The following is an 18363-nucleotide window of genomic DNA, read 5'->3' as shown; positions in this document are numbered from 1 at the left end:
TTATTACATATCGCCTTTTCTTCTTAGACGTTGTTCATCTAAATAAGCGTAGATGTATTCAAAACCAACTTCAACGATGTCATTTAAAGGAATTTTTTGTCCGTAAATGAAGAAGTTAACTGTTTCATCCAATAGACTGAACTTCATTGATTCTGGCCCAATCTTTTCCGGGTAACCCAAGAAGTTACTGCCGGACTTCAATTGTAAGCGAATCAATTGATGCTTGTTCATGGATTGCGTCAAGATAGCGTTTAAATTATCTTCGGTACTGTCGAATTCGCGTGAATCGTTTAATACCGGTTGTGATGCATTATGATCAGCAATGTTTTGGTCCTTCATTAGTTGAACCAATTCAAGGTAGTCGTTGCCAACGGTTACTCGTTGGATGCCATTCATTCGAATGAAGACATAGCCACCGAATTGACCGGACATGTCGACCACCTTCAGGATGGCACCGCTATCGTTTAACATGATGACCTCACCAACATAGAAGAAGTGGTCGTTATAGCGGCAACGGACTTCGACTAGGTTGTGATGATGGAATGAATCGTTCAATAAATCAATGATGTTGTTGATTGATTCAGCAGTCTTGGCAATGTTTTGTTCCTTTACCTTACCCATTACCTTGCTCATGACACTTAGTTCACGACCTTGGAATTCAATGATCATGCTTTGGTTAAAGCCCATGGTGACCAATTCATTTTGCATGAAGTCGAACTTGTTAATGCGTAGGAACTTAAAAGAATCATTGCTGATTTTCTTAACCATCCCTGTGTAGAAACGTTCCGCTTCATTGTCATGAATTAGGATTACCTCTTGGTTTAAGTATGCTTGAATTAAAATTTGTGGGAACAAGTTGTTGTTGGTATCAAAGTGTAATTGGCTTGGTTTGGATTCCATTAATCCTTCGTCCTTTGCGATTAACATCTTTTCTTTGATGCTGTCTAAGTCTTCACTTTGACGTTCCACACTCTCAATGATGGCAGTCTTCATTGCGACGTATCCGTCGGCTAGACCGCTTGATTCGTATGTGGCAATGATGACCTCGTCATCGTTATAAGTTTCAATATATCCGGTATAAAAAATATCACCAGTGTTTAGGTAGATATTCACCAGTTGTTTCTTGCTCATTGCTGCATTTAAATCTGCAATGATAGAGTTCATAAACATCCCTCACTCTATGATATTGCGTTACTCATAAATCTAGCTAACTCTTCACCAGACTTGTGCGCACTTAACGCAATGATTAATTTAATACGTGCTTTTTGACCGTTTAGACCGTGACAGAATTCTAAGCCCATTTCTTCCAGTTGGATTCCTCCACCTTCGTATGCGTAGATGTCTTGGGCAACCCCACTTAGACATCTGGAAACCAAAATGACAGGAATATTTCTGTCGACTAAACGTTTTACTGAATCTAATGTTTCAGGAGGTAGGTTACCAGCACCTAGTCCCTCGATTACTAGACCATTAGTTTGATCATTATCTAAAGCGTCAAACAAGGTGCCGTCCATTCCGGCAAAGGCCTTGATTAAGTAAACGTGATCAACTAGAGAATCAACGTCGACGACTTCACTTTGGATTAGTTCTTGGTAAAATGTTGGTTCATGCTTAGAAATAATTCCGATTGGACCAAATGTTGGTGTTCTAAAAGTCGCCACGTTAGTAGTGTGGGTCTTAGTAACGTATCTGGCGGTGTGAATTTCATCGTTCATTGCCACCAAGACACCCTTGTTCTTAGCTTGTGGGCTAGCAGCGGTTGCTGCAGCATTCAATAGGTTGTATAGACCATCTGAACCAATTTCATTTGATGAACGCATGGCTCCAGTTACGACAACTGGAAAATCGTTGGCCAAAGTTAAGTCCAAGAAGTAGGCAGTTTCTTCTAGGGTATCGGTACCGTGAGTAACTACGACACCGTTGTATCCTTGCTTTCTTGCTTCCTTAATTCGATTAGCGATTTCAAGCATTCTATCAGGGGTCATATGTGGAGATGGTAAGTTAAAAATCTCCTCATTAGTAATATCGATTCCTTGATCTAATAAATTATCTTGTTGATTGGCGATTGGATTTTGTTCATTTTGAACAACTTCCCCGCTTTCGTCTTGAGACATTGAAATAGTTCCACCGGTGTGAATTGCTAAAATATGCTTCAAGATTATCCCCCCTCGTTTCTATCAAATAGTACTTTCCATTGTACATTATATTTGTGAAAGTGAACAATTATATTCATTATAAGGATTGCTTTTTTCGCAAAATTCGTCTAATATTGAATTTACAAAATTAAATCAGTTATTGCCTATATATTTACCATAATAAGGTTGGTAAGTTTCTACCCGGAACCGTAAAGTTCGGACTATAAGCAAAAAGATGAAGGTCTCTTTGCTTTTTCTAGCATTGAGGCTTTTTTATTTTTCAGGGTAATAATTAAATATTAGGAGGAATTTTGTTTGGATAATCATGAAAGCAATTTGCAACAGGTATCCCAATTCAAGGCTGCCATTTTAGGTTTCCAACACTTGTTAGCAATGTATTCAGGTGACGTTATTGTCCCATTGCTAATCGGTGCTTTCTTACACTTCAATGCAGCTCAAATGACTTACCTGGTTTCTGCAGATATTTTTATGTGTGGGATTGCCACACTACTACAACTTAAGAAGACCCCACTTACTGGGATTGGTCTTCCCGTTGTATTGGGATGTGCGGTACAAGTTATTACACCACTTGAAACTATCGGTGGTACTTTAGGTGTCGCATATATTTATGGAGCTATTATTTGTTCTGGTTTATTCGTATTCTTAATCTCAGGACTTTTCGCAAAACTACGTAAGTTCTTCCCACCAGTTGTGACTGGTTCACTAATTACCATTATTGGATTCTCATTAGTACCAGTTGCCGTTCAAAACTTGGGTGGTGGAAATGCTTCAGCTAAGAACTTCGCTGACCCTCACGACTTAATCGTCGGTCTAATTACCATGGCTGTTATTATCTTGATTAACATCTTTGGAAAAGGTTTCTTCAGATCAATCTCTGTATTGGTTGGGATGGTAGTCGGAACTGTGATTGCTTATGCACTTGGCATGATTTCATTTGCTTCAGTTGCTCAAGCTAGCTGGTTCCACTTCCCACAACCTTTCTACTTCGGTACACCACACTTCAGTTGGTCAGCTATTCTAACCATGATTTTAGTATCACTAACTACCATGGTGGAATCAACCGGTGTCTTCTTGGCACTTGGTGATTTAACTGGTCGTAAGCTAAGTGAAAAAGACCTAGCTAACGGTTACCGTGCTGAAGGAATCGCCGCTATGCTTGGTGGTGTCTTCAACACCTTCCCATACTCAACTTTCTCAGAAAACGTTGGTGTGGTTCAACTATCAGGTATTAAGACTAAACGCCCAATCTACTACGCCGGATTATTCCTATTAATCTTAGGTCTACTTCCTAAGGCTGGTGCCGTGGCAACCGTAATTCCAAGTTCAGTGCTTGGTGGCGCCATGGTTGTAATGTTCGGTATGGTTGGGGTTCAAGGTATCCGTATTCTACAAAACGTTGACTTCAACAAGAATGCGAACCTATTAATTGTTGCCCTATCAGTTGGTACTGGTATTGGTGTAACAGTTTACCCACAAATCTTCAGATCACTTCCACAAGCTGCTCAAATCATCCTAGACAACGGTATCGTTGTTGGTGGTTTCCTAGCTGTCCTATTAAGTTTCTTATTCAGCTTAACTGGTCAAATTGAATTGGAAGACTAATCAATGTAAAATGATAACCATCATGTATAATATGCATGATGGTTATTTTTTTGGAGGCAATTATGGATAATAACGAAAGATTTTACGAACCCAAAAACTCAAAAGACGCAATGCGTTTTATCGAACGCCTATTCAACTCATACAAGGACTCTCCTTTGACCCAATCACTATTGGTCTACCACCAAAAGTTGATCAATCAATTGAGAGATAATATCGAACCCGCTGCCAAGACCGAAGGCATTGAAAGCCGCGTTAAAGCAGCGCAAAATATGCAACGCATCATGGCTGACTGGGTGCAAATCAAGATGGCCGGAAAACCTTATAATGGTCGCATGCACCACTTTGATTTCCAACCAGACTCAGCTCAACAAAAGTTCAAACGAAACAACATTAAACTATCAAATAACGGTGGCCACCAATCAAGTCGCCACTAAAAAAAGCCGCTTTTACGAGCGACTTTTTTATTTACTCTTTTTGCTTCTCATACATAATAAGATGTAGCAAAGAATTCCGGCAACGATAAAGATGAAACCATCCGTAAACGCCACGCTATCAATTCCTCGATAAAAGGCATTGTGCACGATGGATAACAATGATGAGTTGTGCATCTTTTCAGCGATTTCACTACCCGCAAATGGTCCAGCATTTTGGAACACATGCATCAATGAATCACTCATCTTAGAGGTAACTAAGTGATCATTGTAGGTGTCGGTCAAAGCTAATCCTAATACGACTAGTCCTAGACTGGTCCCGAATTGTTTACCAACGTTTAATAATCCAGAGGTCATTCCAATTTCCTTTGGTTCGACGGAACTAACGGCGATGTTAGATGATAGTGGATTAACGAATGCATTGGCTAAACCTAGGGTAACAAAGGTAGGAATTAGACCATACCAGTGGTTTTGGTTACCCAAGAAGACTGGTAGGACAAACATCCCGACACCGGCTAGAATTAATACGAAACTGATGATTAGTCCCGGATTAATCTTAGTAGCAATCTTGCCAGAGATTGGTCCAATCACAAGTGAGAATGCACTAATTAGCATTAGTTGCGCCCCACTTTGTAGTGCGGAATAACCCATGTAGTTTTGAGATAGCACAATAATGTAGCTAAATGCAGCATAGATGGCAATTCCCAATGTTAGGTTGGAAATGGCACTTCCAGCTACCTGTCTGTTTTTAAGCAAACTAAGATCTAACATTGGACTAACGAAGTGCTTTTCCCAAACGGCAAAAATGGCGATTAGAATAACACCAGCTGCCAACAAGGCAAATACGTGCATATCGAACCAAGAGTATCCATAGTGGGTTTCTTTTTGAATTAAGCCTAAAATAATGCAGAACATAAAGGCAAATGATAATAGCATTCCAATAAAATCGATTTTGCCACTATTGAACGTCTTGGAAGTTGGAATGTATCTGGCACTCATGAATAGCGCAATCACTCCGATTGGGATATTCATCCAAAAGATGGATTCCCAACTAAAGAAGCTAAGTAGAATTCCCCCGAATAATGGGCCAAGTGCGGTGGATAGGCCGGCCACACTTCCCCAAATTCCAAGAGCTAATCCTCTTGATGGACCTTCAAAGATGTCGGCAATGATACTCATGGAAAGGCTAAGCATTCCGGCACCACCGATTCCTTGAATGCCACGGAAGATGATTAACCAAGTAATACTTGGTGCGACACTACATGCTAGTGAGAAAGCAGAGAATAGTACCAAACTAATGATAAAAATGCGTTTTCTCCCTATTAAGTCCCCTAACTTAGAAATTAGGAATAACACGGCCGCAAACATTAATGTGTAAGCATTAATGACCCATTGTAACTGACTAAAACTACTGTTAAAGCTAGTCTGAATGGTTGGTAGAGCAACGTTTACAACGGTCACGTCTAACAGACCCATGAAGAATCCTAGGCAGACAGCGACCAATGCAAACCATTTATTTCGACTTTGCATAACAAGTCTCCTTCGTATAATATTTCCTTCGCGCCTATCTAACGCGAGCCCGCCTGTCGATATGCCTATCGATTGTTCCCGCCGAGGAATACCATACTGTTTTAACTAATATACCATATTACAGTATTATTATTTTTTCGACTAGTAAAAGCTATTTGCTAGCAAGTTGGCCCACCTATTTGTATAATAATCTTTTATTAAGATTAGGTGGTGAATTGATGAATTACGATAAATACTTGGATGATTTAAATTACGAGGATGCTGATACTGTCTTGGGTAGTGTCATGAGTGCGACCGGTTTTCCTAAACTTGCAAACATTGAGGATGCCTGTGACGTCGCCTACCTTTCCGGCAACGAGTCCGATCGTAAAATCATCGAACAACACCAACCCATGTTTTATAACACCTTAGAACACCGTCTCGTGAACAAACAAGACGTTATCGATATCATTAACCAACTAAACGCAAACAAAAAGTGAAACCAAGAAATGATTTCACTTTTTATCTGATATGGTTTTAATTTTATTTCAATAAGTGATAATCTATCATTTGTAGACAGCTAAAGGAGGGATGGAAATGAAACTATTATTAGGTGAATTTATCGGAACCTACATAATGTTATCCTTGGGATTAGTAACCAGTGTTATCATTAACTACTTCTTATTCCCCAAAGGACAAAACCGTTTTATTACCGGATTTTACTGGGGTATTAGTATCCTGATTCCATCCCTTCTAACAACTTTCTTCTTTGGGACCGCCGAATACAATCCGGTCGTATCACTCACCCTAGCCGTTAACCACCAAATTCACTGGTGGCTAATGATTGGTGAAGTACTTACCCAAATTCTCGGTGCCTGGCTAGCATCACTAACCGTCAAGGCCGTCTGGTCAAAATGGTTGGCTAGTCTTCCTTTGAACTTGAACTTCTATGCAACCGTCCCTCGCGACGTCAACAATTGGAAGCGTAACTTCAAGTGGGAAATCATCGGGACCTTCTTGATTATCGTTAATACAGAAATGCAAAATGACATCAATGCTCAATGGTGGGTCAAGACCTTATTTTCATCATTACTAATGATGATTATCATAAGTATCGTTGCTCCAATCACTGGGGCCGCATTTAATCCCACTCGTGATTTGGTTCCTCGTTTCTTCTTTTCTAGAACTTACGACAAACGATTATCACAATGGAGATATGCGGTGGTCCCTTTCTTAGGACCTATCATTGGTGCCATTTTAGGAATTATCTTTTCAGTTATCTTTAGTCATCTTGTTTACAAGTCATGATGGCAAATGCATTTTCACCGGTATGAACTGCAACAATTGATGAAGTATATTGAACTAATACGTTAACGTTTGGGAATTGTTCTTCCAGACGTTTTTTTAATGCCATCGCAAATTCGTCACTACCAGTGTAACTGATACCGATGAACTTGTAGTTGGTGTTGGCGTTAGTTTCAAAGAATTGATCCAACCACTTGGTGATGGTCTTCTTACCGCGACCCTTTAGTTGTAGCTTTAGGTCATCTGGTAATAGTTGGAAGACAACGTGTAAGTTCATCATTTTTGAGATGATACCAGTTGCCTTGCTGATACGACCACCCTTTACTAGGTTTTCAAGTGTACTTACACCGATGTATAGTTCGGAATTTTCAATGTCATGGTTCACGTGGTCAATGATTTGATCACGAGTATAATCACCTGATTGAGCCATCTTAGCTGCTTGAACCACTAGGAAACCTAGACTTTGATCGATGTAGTGAGTGTTAACCACTTTAACGTCTCCGTCAGCGATTTCACTAGCTTGGCTAGCGGCGTGGACAGTTCCACTTAATAAATCGGTCATGTGTAGTGACAAAACTGTGTCGCCGTCCTTGGTTAGTTCGTTGTATACTTCAACGAATTGACCGATTGAAGGTTGACTGGTAGTAGGAAAGTCACCCTTTGGATTGTCTTTGATGTATTGAATTAGTTTTTGACCATCCATATCAATGCCATCTTGATATGCTTGAGTACCAATGTTGACGTTCAATGGAATTACTTTAATGTCGTACTTGTTAACAGTTTCTTCTGGAATTAGAGCTGTTGAATCCGTCACAATTTTAATCATGTTATATCTCCTCGAATTCTTATTCTACCTATATAATAACGGTATTTAGAATATTTTTCAGTAATTATTTATCTAAATTTAGATTTATTCAAGGAAATAAAAAAAGCCACCGTATATCCGGTAGCTTTTCATGATTATTTTTCATCAATTGCGGCTTGAATCTTACCTAATAGTAAGCGACAGATTGGGCCAACAATCACTAATTGTAGTGGTAATGCTAGGCATAGATTTAAAATCCATGCATGACCATACATTGCCCATGTGATGTTTTCAAAACCAAAGGTAACGATGATTCCAAATAGTGACATTAAGGTCACCATGCCAAGTACCATCATGGTTGAAATGCATAGCGCAATCTTAATTGGTGTTTGTTCCCATTCTGGTTTGAATATATAATTGAAAAAGATAGCTTTAACGAGTGGGCCAACTAACACTAAATCTAAGATGGCGGCAACTACTAATGCTAGTGGGTAGCCCACTAGTACTTCGACAATAAAACCGGCGTGAATTCCGCTAGCCATCGCGATGTTATATGCTTCCATAACGATAACCATAAGTCCGGCCATCATCCCTGTAAACATTAATTCTTCTTTAAATCCTCTAGGCATAAATATACCCCTTTCTTTTATCTCTATAATTTAGCCTAGCACATCAAAAATTTTTTCATAAGTTACAATTCTGTTACAAATTACATATCAATCCTAAACGAAAGGAGGAACCATCTTGAATCGCATCGGAATCAGAGACCTAGTCGAGTTCACACTGAGAAGTGGTGACTTAAACGCCCGTTTGAATAGCTCCAATACTGCTAGAAAAGGTGCCCAAATCCACCGCAAACTTCAAAAGAGCAAATACATGCACTTTGAGAGTGAATACTATTTGGATACCAAACTCAAGATCAACGACATCGACTTTCACATCGAAGGTCGTGCCGACGGTGTTTTAATCGACGGTAAGGATGCCGAAATCATCGAAATTAAGACATCCGACGTTGAATTTAAGGACTTACCGGAAAGCATCATGACGCTCTACTGGGGTCAAGTGAAGGTATACGCCCATCTATTGATGCAAAAATTTGATGAACTAGATGAGGTCAAGTTGACCCTTACCTATGTTCAAACGCCCGATGAAAACATCACCGACAATGAAATCACCATCAATCGAGATGAGGCCAAAAAGTTCTTCGACAACCTCATCAGTGAATACGAAGAATGGCTAAAACTTAGAACCGACATTATTAAGGAACGAAACAAGACCGCCAATCAAATGGTCTTTCCGTTTAAAGAATTCAGACACGGTCAACGTAACTTCTCCGCGGTCGTCTACAAGACAATCGCCAATCACAAGCACTTATTTGCGCAAGCTCCCACTGGAACTGGGAAGACGATTTCGACGCTCTTTCCCGCCGTAAAGTCGATGGGCCAAGAATTAGCCAATCGCATCTTCTATCTGACCGCTAAACAAAGCACTCGTATCGTTGCCAAGGAAGCTATGGACTTGATGATGAATAAGGGACTAAAGGCCAAGACCATCACTTTAACCGCCAAGGAAAAGATTACCTTCGAGGCTGAAAAGGATTTAAAGCCTGAAGATAATCCATACATGATTGGTTACTATGACCGTTTGAAACCGGCCATCAAGGATGTATTGGAACATGTCGATCAAATCGACTTCGACGTAATTCAACAATACGCCGAACAATACAAGATTGACCCTTTCGAATTCTCACTCGACCTGAGTCAATTCTGTGACGTCATCATCTGTGACTACAACTACCTATTTGATCCACAAGTGCACCTCCAACGTTTCTTCACGGTCGAAGATTCCGACAACATCTTTTTAATCGACGAAGCCCACAACCTCGTCAACCGTTCCCGTGACATGTACTCGGCAGCAATCTCCAACAAGGTGTTACCAGACCTAATCAAGGCCACCAAGGACCAAAAGGATAACGAAAGACTGCATAAGGCATTGAAATCATTCCGCAGGTCATACACCCTAAACGTCAAGCCGCTAACCGAAAGTGATGAGGAATACGTTCACTTGGATAATCCGCCAAGCGCGTTTGTTAAACAACTCAATAAGCTCTGCGATGTCATATCCGATTGGCTCGGTAAAGACGAAAAGGATGAAGAGTTAAACGACACGATTGTCGATTACTACTTCACCCTGCTTAGTTTTCAACGGATTGCCGAACTATATGACGACACGTTTAAAACCAGAATGTTTTATGACCGCGACCAAAACGTCATCATCAAACTGTTCTGCATGGACCCCAGTCCGTTTATCGGTGAGTCACTCAAACTCGGTGGCAGTGCCGTCTTGTTCTCGGCCACTCTCTCACCAATGGACTACTATCAACGAGTCTTAGGGGATGAAGAAGACAGTCTGGTCTATGAAATCGATTCGCCGTTTAATCCAAATAACCAACAGGTGATTATTACCAACTACATTCAAACCACCTACGCCAAGCGAAAGAGCAGTATTCAACCAATTGTCGATACCATCAACGCCATGATTAGTAGTAAGAATGGTCATTACCTCATCTTCCTACCATCTGGTAAGTATTTAAACGATGTCGTTGAAGCGTTTGAAAAAGAAAATCCAACCGTCGACGTTCTCGTTCAGGAAAGCGAAATGAGTCCCGAAGAGCGACAATCATTCATCGATACGTTTAAACGAGATGACAATGACACTTTGGTCGGCTTTGCCCTACTGGGTGGAATCTTTTGTGAAGGAATCGACCTTAAGGGTAGCCACCTCATTGGTGTCGGGATTGTCTCGGTTGGACTACCCGGTTTAAATCCAGAAAATGATTTAATCAAGTACTTCTTCGATGCCGAAAACGGTCATGGTTTTGACTTTGCTTACCAACTACCGGGATTAAACAATGTTTTTCAGGCCGCCGGTCGATTAATTAGAACCAACCAGGATGTCGGAAACGTCGTTCTAATGGATCAACGATTCAAACAAAATCGTTACCAAAAACTCTTCCCAAGAAATTGGCACCAGGGTCAATTATCGACCGCGTTTAACATCAATCAGACTAAACAAAAATTGAATCATTTTTGGCAACAACACTAAAAAAAGACTTACGGAAAATCCGTAAGTCTTTTTTAATTATTTATTTTTCGCGTGCGACACAGACACCTTCGGGAACATGGACATCCTTTTGAACAACAGTTAACTTACCGCTGTTAGCATCGCGTTCGTATAAGGTAGCGTCGTTAGTGTTTTGGTTAACAACTACCATGAACTTTTCATCGCTACTGAAGTTAAAGTCACGTGGGAAGTCACCTTCAGTGCTTGCTAGTTGAATTAGTTCAACCTTACCGTTGTCTTTAACTTCAAAGACCGCAATACTGTTGTTACCACGGTTTGAAACGTAGACAAACTTACCATCACTTGATAGACGGATGGCAGCGGCACCGTTGTGTTCTGTCCAGTCATCAGGAATAGTGGCAACGATGTGGTCTAGGTGGAAACTGCCATCGTTTTTATCGTAGTTCACAACAGCTAGCTTACTGCTTAATTCACCAACGATGAATGCAACGTGTTTTTGTTCGTCGAAGACAACATGACGAGGACCAAATCCAGCTTCCATCTTTAATGTAGAAACTTCGGTTAAGGCACCATCATCTGCGATGTCGTATACGTAAACCATGTCTTGGCCTAAGTCGACAACAGCTAAACGGCCATCTGGAGTTAGATCAGCATAGTGGGGATGAGCACCACTTTGTTGTTCTGGACGTGGACCCACGTTACCTTGATGAACAACCTTGTTTAAGTAAGTTAGTGATCCGTCTTCTTCAATCTTGTATACCATTACTTCACCGGTGTGGTAGTTGGCAGTGTAAACAAATTGACGACCTTCATCAACAGTGATGTATGCTGGGTTAGTGTCTTCGTTTAAGCAAACGTTGATTTCCTTAGCGGGACGAGTTGAGTTATCTAGTGCTAGTGCACCACCCTTACCGTTGTCACCCTTGTCGATGGCGTATAAACGGTTGGCCTTTGAAACGGCTACATATGTTGGATTACCAGCTTTGGCAACCAATTGTAGGTTTTGTAATTGCTTTTTGTTTTCATCTAATTCGATTTCATAGATTCCTTCACTTGTATCTCTAGTGTAAGTACCAATTAAGAATTTTTCAGTCATAATTAAATCTCACTTTCGCTTAAAATTTAATATCTCCTTTCTATTATTGCATATTTTGCCAATAATGCTAAACAGTTAATTCAAAATTATTTGATTAACACCTGATTTCTTTCAAATTTAGTTTTTCTCTACTATAATAAAGTCTAGTAAATTTAAGGAGACTTATTATGCGTAGTTTTGAAGGATTAAGACCAATCATCACCGAACATTTTTACATGGATTGGTTAACAGAATTTAAGCTTCAATCAGTAATTGATTTTCAAAAGAAACAAGATGAAAAAGCAGACATCATGAGCACTTCCAACTTCATCAATGCCATCATGAACGACATCATGAGTCAAAAGGGTTTGCTATGGGGTGTTATGGATAAGGAGACCAAACATTTCGTCGGTGTCGCTGGTATCTCCAATCTGCAAAGCGATGCCCCCATCGTCTACGTTAATGTTTTAAACATTTCTACCGATGCAGAATTAGAATTAATTAGACGAATTGTTCAATTCAAACACCAATACTGGCCTGATAAGAATTCTCAATTCAACATTTCACCATTAAATGATGAAATTAAGGCTGCAATTGACGCTTTATAGTTGATTTTATTTGCTTTCTGGGCTTTTTAATCTTATTATTAAGATAGAATAGTTATAAAGTAATAATCAAAGGGGGTAGAGTGTTTGTCTAACGAAATGTACGAAAAGGCCTTAGAAACCTTACGCAACAATAATGTAAGAATTACACCTCAAAGACAGATTATCTTAAAGTATTTAATTAATCATGATAATCACCCTTCCGTAGACACTATCTACGAAGCTTTGAAGCAAGAATTTTCTAACCTAAGTATTGCAACCATTTACAACACGTTACAATTATTCGAAAAGTTAGATATTATCATTGCACTACCTGCTGAAGATGGTGGAATTAGATATGATTTCTTTGGTTCTCCTCACTTCCACGCCATTTGTGATAATTGCGGTAAAATCGAAGATATCGACTTCCCTAACTATAAGCAATTAAAACAAGAATTAGCCAAGGAAGCGATGGATCAAACTGGTTTTCAAACCAATAAGATTCATATTGAAGTCTTTGGCCTTTGCAAAAATTGCAGAGAAGAATTAGCTAAAAAAGATAATCAATAACAACAAAAAAGAGTCACATTCAATCGAATGTGACTCTTTTTATTTATCCTTTTTAACCACGGTAGTAGTCTTCTGGGACACGCACTAAATCACGCTTTACTAATTCTTCAGCGTTTTGAACAGTGTTCCAAGCGGCACCCTTTAACAAGTTATCCGCTACCACCCACATGTTAAAGCATCCAGGATTTTCTTGGTCTGCACGAATGCGACCAACGAAAGTTGAACGCTTGCCTTCTGCGGTAATTGGTTGTGGATATACTTGATGATCTGGGTCGTCTTGTAGGACTGCACCATCGAATTGATCGATAACGCGTTGAATATCTTCCTTAGTAGCTGACTTGTCTTCTACTTCGAAGTATACGGATTCACCGTGAGAAATGGCAACCGGTACACGAACACAGGTAGCGTTAACCTTGATGTCTGAAGCATCCATGTCGTTTAACATGATCTTCTTAGTTTCATGAACCATCTTCCATTCTTCATGAGTAGAACCGTCTTCTTCAAAGACGTCAATTTGTGGTAACAGGTTAAATGCTAAAGGATAGTGCTTCTTATCACCCTTAGTAGGTAAAATATCTGCGCTCATTTCCTTACCGTCTAGGTAGTCTTGAGCTTGGCCGTAAAATTCATTTAATGCTGATTGTCCAGCACCTGAAGCGGCTTGGTAAGTGGATACAACGATTTGGTTTAAACCAAACTTTTCAAAGACAGGTTGTAAGGCAACCACCATTTGAATGGTTGAGCAGTTAGGGTTGGCGATAATTCCGCGATGGTTAGCTAATTGATCAACGTTTACTTCTGGCACAACTAGTGGGACATCTGGGTCCATACGGTATGCACTGGTGTTATCGATACATACGGCACCGCGCTTTACAGCTTCTGGTAGGAACTTCTTGGAAGTAGCCCCTCCGGCTGAAGCTAACACAATGTCGACTCCTTCAAATGAATCTGGAGTTGTTTCTTCAACTTCGATTTCTTCACCCTTGAATTGAATCTTAGTACCAGCTGAACGGCTTGAAGCAAGTAACTTCAAGTTCTTAACTGGGACGGTGGAGTCCTCTAGTTGTCTGACCATTCTCATACCTACTGCACCTGTTGCTCCTAAAATTGCTACGTTATACTCTCTCATCTTTACAAACCTCACTTTTTATCTATTTTGAATAGACATCTGTCTTTTATATGCATACACTTTATTATTAATATACTTTATTTTTCAGATTTGTCAATTCATTTTCCTAATAATTGAATAAATTTATTTAGTCGATCGAGACCGGCTGTTAGTTTTTCTTCACTAGCGGCGAAGGAAATTCTGATGTAACCTTCCCCACTCTTACCAAACATGCGACCAGGAATTACCCCTAGGCCAACCTTTTTGGCTAGGTCTAAACCAAATTGATAGTCATCTTTTCCGTAACTATCATCGATTTTGATGAAACAATAGAATGTTGAAGTCGGCATCACGTATTCAACACCTATTTGATCTAACCTAGAAGATACAAAGTCACGACGTTTTTGATAAATTGCCTTAGCTTGAAAGGCGTCTTCTTGACCGTTAGTCATTGCTTCTAGTGCTGCATCTTGAACGTTGTCAGCGACACAGGTCACCATGTAGGCGTTAATCATTTTAATTCGTTGCATAATTTCGCTTGGACCACATATGTATCCAAAACGCCATCCGGTCATCGCATGTGATTTTGATAAACCATTGATGTATAGCACTTGGTCTGGAATTTCGCGTGCTAATGAGTAATGATCATGATCAAAGGTTAATTCACCGTAGATTTCATCTGAAAGTACCCAGATTGGTGATTTGGCGATAACTTGTCCTAACTTTTTAACTTCGTCTTCGGTGTAAGATACACCAGTTGGATTGTTAGGGTCGTTAATTACTAATGCAACGACGCCTGGATGTTGTTTTAGGGCATCTTCTAGCAATGCTGGTGTCAATTTAAAACCAGTTTGACTGGTATCAACATCGACGACGTGACCACCCAAGATTTCAATGATTGGTTCGTACAATGAAAAGATTGGGGTAGGAATAATAACTTCATCCCCAGGGTTCACGATTGCTTGTAGTGCTGAATAAATTGATTGAGTCGCTCCGTTTGTCACCACGACTTCTTCGTCATCGTATTCAATATCCCAGCGGGTAGATAAGTAATTAGTAATTGATTGTCTTAATTCGACCTTTCCAGCTTGGGCTGAGTAATGTGAATCGTTGTCGTTGATTCCTTGAATCGCAGCTTGCTTGATATGTTCAGGGGTATCTAAGTCAGGTTCCCCCAAAGTTAACTTGATTAGGTCTTCGTTTTTTGAAATCGTGTCGTCGAAATGACGAATTCCAGATGGTGCGATTCCGTTTAAACGGTGGTTATAAGTTCTCAAAAGCTGTGGATTGGTTCTTGGCATACAATCACTTCCTACAAAATATTTTCTAGACCATCGACCAAGCCGTGTAGTTCAGGAAGCTTTTCTAATGCTACCCATACTCCTTGCATGAATGATTCACGATCGAATGAATCTTGGCGAATGGTTAATGCTTCACCGGGGCCACCGAATAATACTTGTTCGTGGGCCACGTAACCGGGTAGTCGAACAGCGTGAACGGGAACCCCCTTGTAGTACATCCCTCTAGCTGGTTCATCTTCTTGGTTGATGTTTTGTCCTTGTTTGGTTTCACTCATCATGTCGACTGTGTGAATGGCAGTTCCTGATGGTGAGTCAGTCTTGTCTTCATGGTGCATTTCGATTACTTCTACGTCTGAGAAGTATTTAGCAGCTTGTTGAGCAAATTGCATTAATAGCACTGCTGATAAACCAAAATTAGCGGCGATTAGTCCGTTGACGTTTTCACCGTCAGCTAGGACGATTAATTCGTGTTTTTGGTTTTCTGATAATCCACTGGTCCCAACGATTGGTGAGATGTGGTGTTCAATTGCGTATTTGACGTTATCAAAGACGATGTTTGGTTGAGTGAAGTCAATCCAAACGTCGTAGTCACCTTCGATAGCCTCTAAACTGTTAAAGACTTTAACGTCATCTGATAGGTTGTAGTCACCTGGATTCACGTCAGTTTTACTGGTTAGAATCCCTGTGATGTCGAATCCTGGTTTATCTGCTAGTAAGTGGACCACTTTTTGGCCCATTGATCCAGTTGCTCCTGCTAGAAAAATATTCATTAGTTTCTCATCTCCAAACCTAAGTCATGTAGTAATGCGTCTTCTGGTAGTTCCAAGTGACGCGCTAAGTTCCTGCGTTCTTCGTCATCCAATGGCAAAATTGGTAGGCGGCATCCCCCAACCGCAAAGCCTTGTGCGTTTAACACGGCCTTGACTGGGGATGGTGATGGATACATGAATAATGCATTCATACGTGGGGTTAGCCATCTTTGTAGTTCACCGGCATGACGGTAGTCACCGATTTCTAGTGCTTCATACATTTCACGCATTTGGGTGCCATAGATGTGAGAAGCAACTGAGATGATGCCATCTGCACCGATAGCCTTGGCGAATAGTGCTTGAGCATCTTCCCCACTGTATACGTGGAAACCATCTTCTGTATGGTCAACCAAGTATTCTAGGTCTTCCATTGATGTACATTGCTTTACACCGATGATGTTTTGATGGTGTGATAGTTCAACTACGGTGTCGTTAGCCATGGTAACGCCAGTTCTACCTGGGATGTTGTAAATGTAAATTGGTAGCGTTGCTTGATCAGCAACTGAGGTAAAGTGAGCAATCATTGAACGTTGGTCGGGCTTGTTGTAGTAAGGTACGACTACTAACAAGGCGTCGATACCGGCGATGGTTTGCACTTGGCGGTTAAATTCGATAGTTGCTTCTGTGTTGTTACTACCGGTTCCGGCAATCACGTATGCGCTGTCGCCAACCATGGCACCAAAGCGAGTATATAGTTCAATCTTTTCTTCAGTGGTAAGCGTTGGTGTTTCTCCTGTGGTTCCACCAATCACAAATCCACGACTGCCATTTTCTAGGCAGTGTTGAGTGACTCTTTCTAATGCAGCGTAATCAATGTTGCCATTATCATCAAACGGTGTGATGATTGCGGTCATAATATCAATATTTTGTGTCATTTTAATCGTCTTCTCTCATTTCGAATTCTAAAAATGAACTAATTGCGTTAATTCCCTTTTCAATGCAGCTTTCATCAGGATTGAATGTGTCGGTGTGAAGTGCTGATGTTTTACCAACACCTAGCCAAAACATGGTTCCATCAAAGTGATGAAGAATGTAACCGAAGTCTTCTCCGGTCATTGCAGGCATTGTGACTGTGAAATCCACATCTGGATTTGCTTGCATAAAGTTCATAAAACGGTCGGTTAACTTTTGGTTATTGTTGACTGGGTAGTAGCCACCTTGGTTGATATCAACATTCACTTGACAGTTGAAACCAACTTCAATTCCCTTACATATTTCAATAATCCTGGTCTTAACTGTTTGAATCATTTCTTGGTTCAAACCACGAATGGTTCCTTTGATGTCTACTCTTCCGGCAATCACATTTCTGATTGTTCCACCGTTGATTTGTCCAAAGGTTAATACCGCTCCTTGGACTGGATCAACATTTCTTGAAACGATGGTTTGTAATTGGGTAATTAGTGTTGCTGAAGCAACCACCATGTCGTTTGCTTGGTGTGGATAAGCAGCGTGGCCACTCTTACCAATTAAGGTAATATCTACTTCACTGGTCCCGGCAAACAAGGTTGGATAGCAGCAGCCAATGGTTCCAGCTGGTAGTTCTGGTGTGTCGTGTAATCCGTAGAATTCATCAACATGCCAGTCACCTGCAAATAGGTTGCTGTCGACTGCTACCTTGGCGCCACTTTCACTTTCTTCGGCTGGTTGAAAGAAGAAAATCAAGTCGTCGACTGGTTGACGTTGAGCAAAGTGTTCCAACAATCCGATTGCAACCGTCATGTGAATATCATGTCCACATGCGTGCATCACCGATTCGTGCTTTGATGAAAACTCTAACCCAGTCTTTTCACTAACCGGTAGGGCATCCATATCACAACGGTAACCAATGGTTTTAGTCGAGTTGCTTCCATTCACCTTTACCAAAATCGCAGTTGGTAATTGTTCAGGAGTAAAAACTTCCATATTATCTGTAGAAAATTCGTTGATTAATTCTAATAGGTATTGATGGGTTTGACTTTCGTGCATCGCTAATTCTGGAATCTGATGCAAATGGCGTCTCACCGCAATTAAATCTAAGGTCATAT

18 protein-coding genes and 1 riboswitch are annotated in these 18363 nt (G+C 40.5%); of the genes, 7 read left to right on the top strand and 11 right to left on the bottom strand.

Annotated features, from left to right (window positions below; translation table 11 throughout):
* Nucleotides 1–3: 3 nt before the first annotated feature.
* Together KTJ72_RS02835 and KTJ72_RS02830 are read right to left on the bottom strand one after the other, a co-directional pair.
* A complete protein-coding gene (locus KTJ72_RS02835) occupies nucleotides 4–1164 on the bottom strand; it encodes a hypothetical protein (protein ID WP_217304106.1) in 1161 nt (386 codons plus the stop codon).
* A 14-nt stretch (nucleotides 1165–1178) separates the two neighbouring features.
* The gene (locus KTJ72_RS02830; protein ID WP_346726677.1) at nucleotides 1179–2159 is read right to left on the bottom strand and encodes an asparaginase; all 981 of its coding nucleotides are present in this window, start codon (nucleotides 2157–2159) and stop codon (nucleotides 1179–1181) included.
* 120 nt (nucleotides 2160–2279) lie between these two features.
* A riboswitch (purine riboswitch) is annotated at nucleotides 2280–2379 on the top strand.
* A 71-nt stretch (nucleotides 2380–2450) separates the two neighbouring features.
* Between KTJ72_RS02830 and KTJ72_RS02825 the strand changes: the two genes are divergently transcribed.
* Together KTJ72_RS02825 and KTJ72_RS02820 are read left to right on the top strand one after the other, a co-directional pair.
* Nucleotides 2451–3758 (top strand): nucleobase:cation symporter-2 family protein, encoded by a 1308-nt coding sequence (locus KTJ72_RS02825; protein WP_041153007.1) that lies wholly within the window; start codon nucleotides 2451–2453, stop codon nucleotides 3756–3758.
* Nucleotides 3759–3820: 62 nt separating this feature from the next.
* Nucleotides 3821–4192, top strand: a complete 372-nt coding sequence (locus tag KTJ72_RS02820) for a hypothetical protein (RefSeq protein ID WP_053791993.1) — start codon at nucleotides 3821–3823, stop codon at nucleotides 4190–4192.
* Nucleotides 4193–4219: 27 nt separating this feature from the next.
* Here the strand turns inward: KTJ72_RS02820 and KTJ72_RS02815 are convergent, their stop codons facing one another.
* Nucleotides 4220–5719, bottom strand: coding sequence for an MFS transporter (locus KTJ72_RS02815; RefSeq protein ID WP_217304104.1), 1500 nt, complete (start codon nucleotides 5717–5719; stop codon nucleotides 4220–4222).
* Nucleotides 5720–5937: 218 nt separating this feature from the next.
* Here KTJ72_RS02815 and KTJ72_RS02810 point away from each other — a divergent pair, with 218 nt between their 5' ends.
* Together KTJ72_RS02810 and KTJ72_RS02805 are read left to right on the top strand one after the other, a co-directional pair.
* A complete protein-coding gene (locus tag KTJ72_RS02810) occupies nucleotides 5938–6198 on the top strand; it encodes a hypothetical protein (RefSeq protein ID WP_217304103.1) in 261 nt (86 codons plus the stop codon).
* 97 nt (nucleotides 6199–6295) lie between these two features.
* Nucleotides 6296–7006, top strand: a complete 711-nt coding sequence (locus KTJ72_RS02805) for an MIP/aquaporin family protein (protein WP_178391607.1) — start codon at nucleotides 6296–6298, stop codon at nucleotides 7004–7006.
* On the opposite strand, the gene KTJ72_RS02800 is transcribed toward KTJ72_RS02805, so the two are convergent.
* Nucleotides 6981–7829, bottom strand: coding sequence for a DegV family protein (locus KTJ72_RS02800; RefSeq protein ID WP_217304102.1), 849 nt, complete (start codon nucleotides 7827–7829; stop codon nucleotides 6981–6983). The two genes, KTJ72_RS02805 and KTJ72_RS02800, sit on opposite strands and share 26 nt — an antisense overlap.
* A gap of 134 nt (nucleotides 7830–7963) precedes the next feature.
* Nucleotides 7964–8437: a DUF2798 domain-containing protein gene (locus KTJ72_RS02795; RefSeq protein ID WP_217304101.1), complete on the bottom strand. Its 474-nt coding sequence runs from the start codon at nucleotides 8435–8437 to the stop codon at nucleotides 7964–7966.
* A gap of 112 nt (nucleotides 8438–8549) precedes the next feature.
* Here KTJ72_RS02795 and KTJ72_RS02790 point away from each other — a divergent pair, with 112 nt between their 5' ends.
* Entirely contained in the window at nucleotides 8550–10913 is a 2364-nt protein-coding gene (locus KTJ72_RS02790; RefSeq protein WP_217304160.1) for an ATP-dependent DNA helicase, read from the top strand.
* Nucleotides 10914–10953: 40 nt separating this feature from the next.
* Here the strand turns inward: KTJ72_RS02790 and KTJ72_RS02785 are convergent, their stop codons facing one another.
* Nucleotides 10954–11988: a lactonase family protein gene (locus tag KTJ72_RS02785; protein ID WP_217304100.1), complete on the bottom strand. Its 1035-nt coding sequence runs from the start codon at nucleotides 11986–11988 to the stop codon at nucleotides 10954–10956.
* A 167-nt stretch (nucleotides 11989–12155) separates the two neighbouring features.
* Between KTJ72_RS02785 and KTJ72_RS02780 the strand changes: the two genes are divergently transcribed.
* On the top strand, nucleotides 12156–12575 hold the full coding sequence (locus KTJ72_RS02780; RefSeq protein WP_217304099.1) for a hypothetical protein: 420 nt from the start codon (nucleotides 12156–12158) through the stop codon (nucleotides 12573–12575).
* An 84-nt stretch (nucleotides 12576–12659) separates the two neighbouring features.
* A complete protein-coding gene (locus KTJ72_RS02775; protein WP_249419545.1) occupies nucleotides 12660–13121 on the top strand; it encodes a Fur family transcriptional regulator in 462 nt (153 codons plus the stop codon).
* Nucleotides 13122–13173: 52 nt separating this feature from the next.
* Here KTJ72_RS02775 and KTJ72_RS02770 read toward each other — a convergent pair whose 3' ends face one another.
* From KTJ72_RS02770 to KTJ72_RS02750, 5 genes are all read right to left on the bottom strand, one after another.
* Entirely contained in the window at nucleotides 13174–14250 is a 1077-nt protein-coding gene (locus tag KTJ72_RS02770; RefSeq protein WP_217304098.1) for an aspartate-semialdehyde dehydrogenase, read from the bottom strand.
* A 98-nt stretch (nucleotides 14251–14348) separates the two neighbouring features.
* A complete protein-coding gene (locus tag KTJ72_RS02765) occupies nucleotides 14349–15530 on the bottom strand; it encodes an aminotransferase class I/II-fold pyridoxal phosphate-dependent enzyme (RefSeq protein ID WP_217304097.1) in 1182 nt (393 codons plus the stop codon).
* A gap of 11 nt (nucleotides 15531–15541) precedes the next feature.
* Nucleotides 15542–16300 (bottom strand): 4-hydroxy-tetrahydrodipicolinate reductase, encoded by a 759-nt coding sequence (gene dapB, locus KTJ72_RS02760; protein WP_217304096.1) that lies wholly within the window; start codon nucleotides 16298–16300, stop codon nucleotides 15542–15544.
* Complete coding sequence (gene dapA / locus KTJ72_RS02755) at nucleotides 16300–17214, bottom strand: 4-hydroxy-tetrahydrodipicolinate synthase (protein WP_217304095.1); 915 nt, start codon at nucleotides 17212–17214, stop codon at nucleotides 16300–16302. Before dapA ends, dapB begins: the two co-directional genes overlap by 1 nt.
* 1 nt (nucleotide 17215) lies before the next feature.
* The gene (locus KTJ72_RS02750; protein WP_217304094.1) at nucleotides 17216–18361 is read right to left on the bottom strand and encodes an N-acetyldiaminopimelate deacetylase; all 1146 of its coding nucleotides are present in this window, start codon (nucleotides 18359–18361) and stop codon (nucleotides 17216–17218) included.
* Between the last annotated feature and the right edge of the window lie 2 nt (nucleotides 18362–18363).

The sequence above is a fragment of the Apilactobacillus waqarii genome, from assembly GCF_019061205.1.
Taxonomy (GTDB): Bacteria; Bacillota; Bacilli; order Lactobacillales; family Lactobacillaceae; genus Apilactobacillus; species Apilactobacillus waqarii.
Note: the sequence above shows the minus strand (reverse complement) of the source record. Positions and strands in the feature narration are given on the sequence as shown.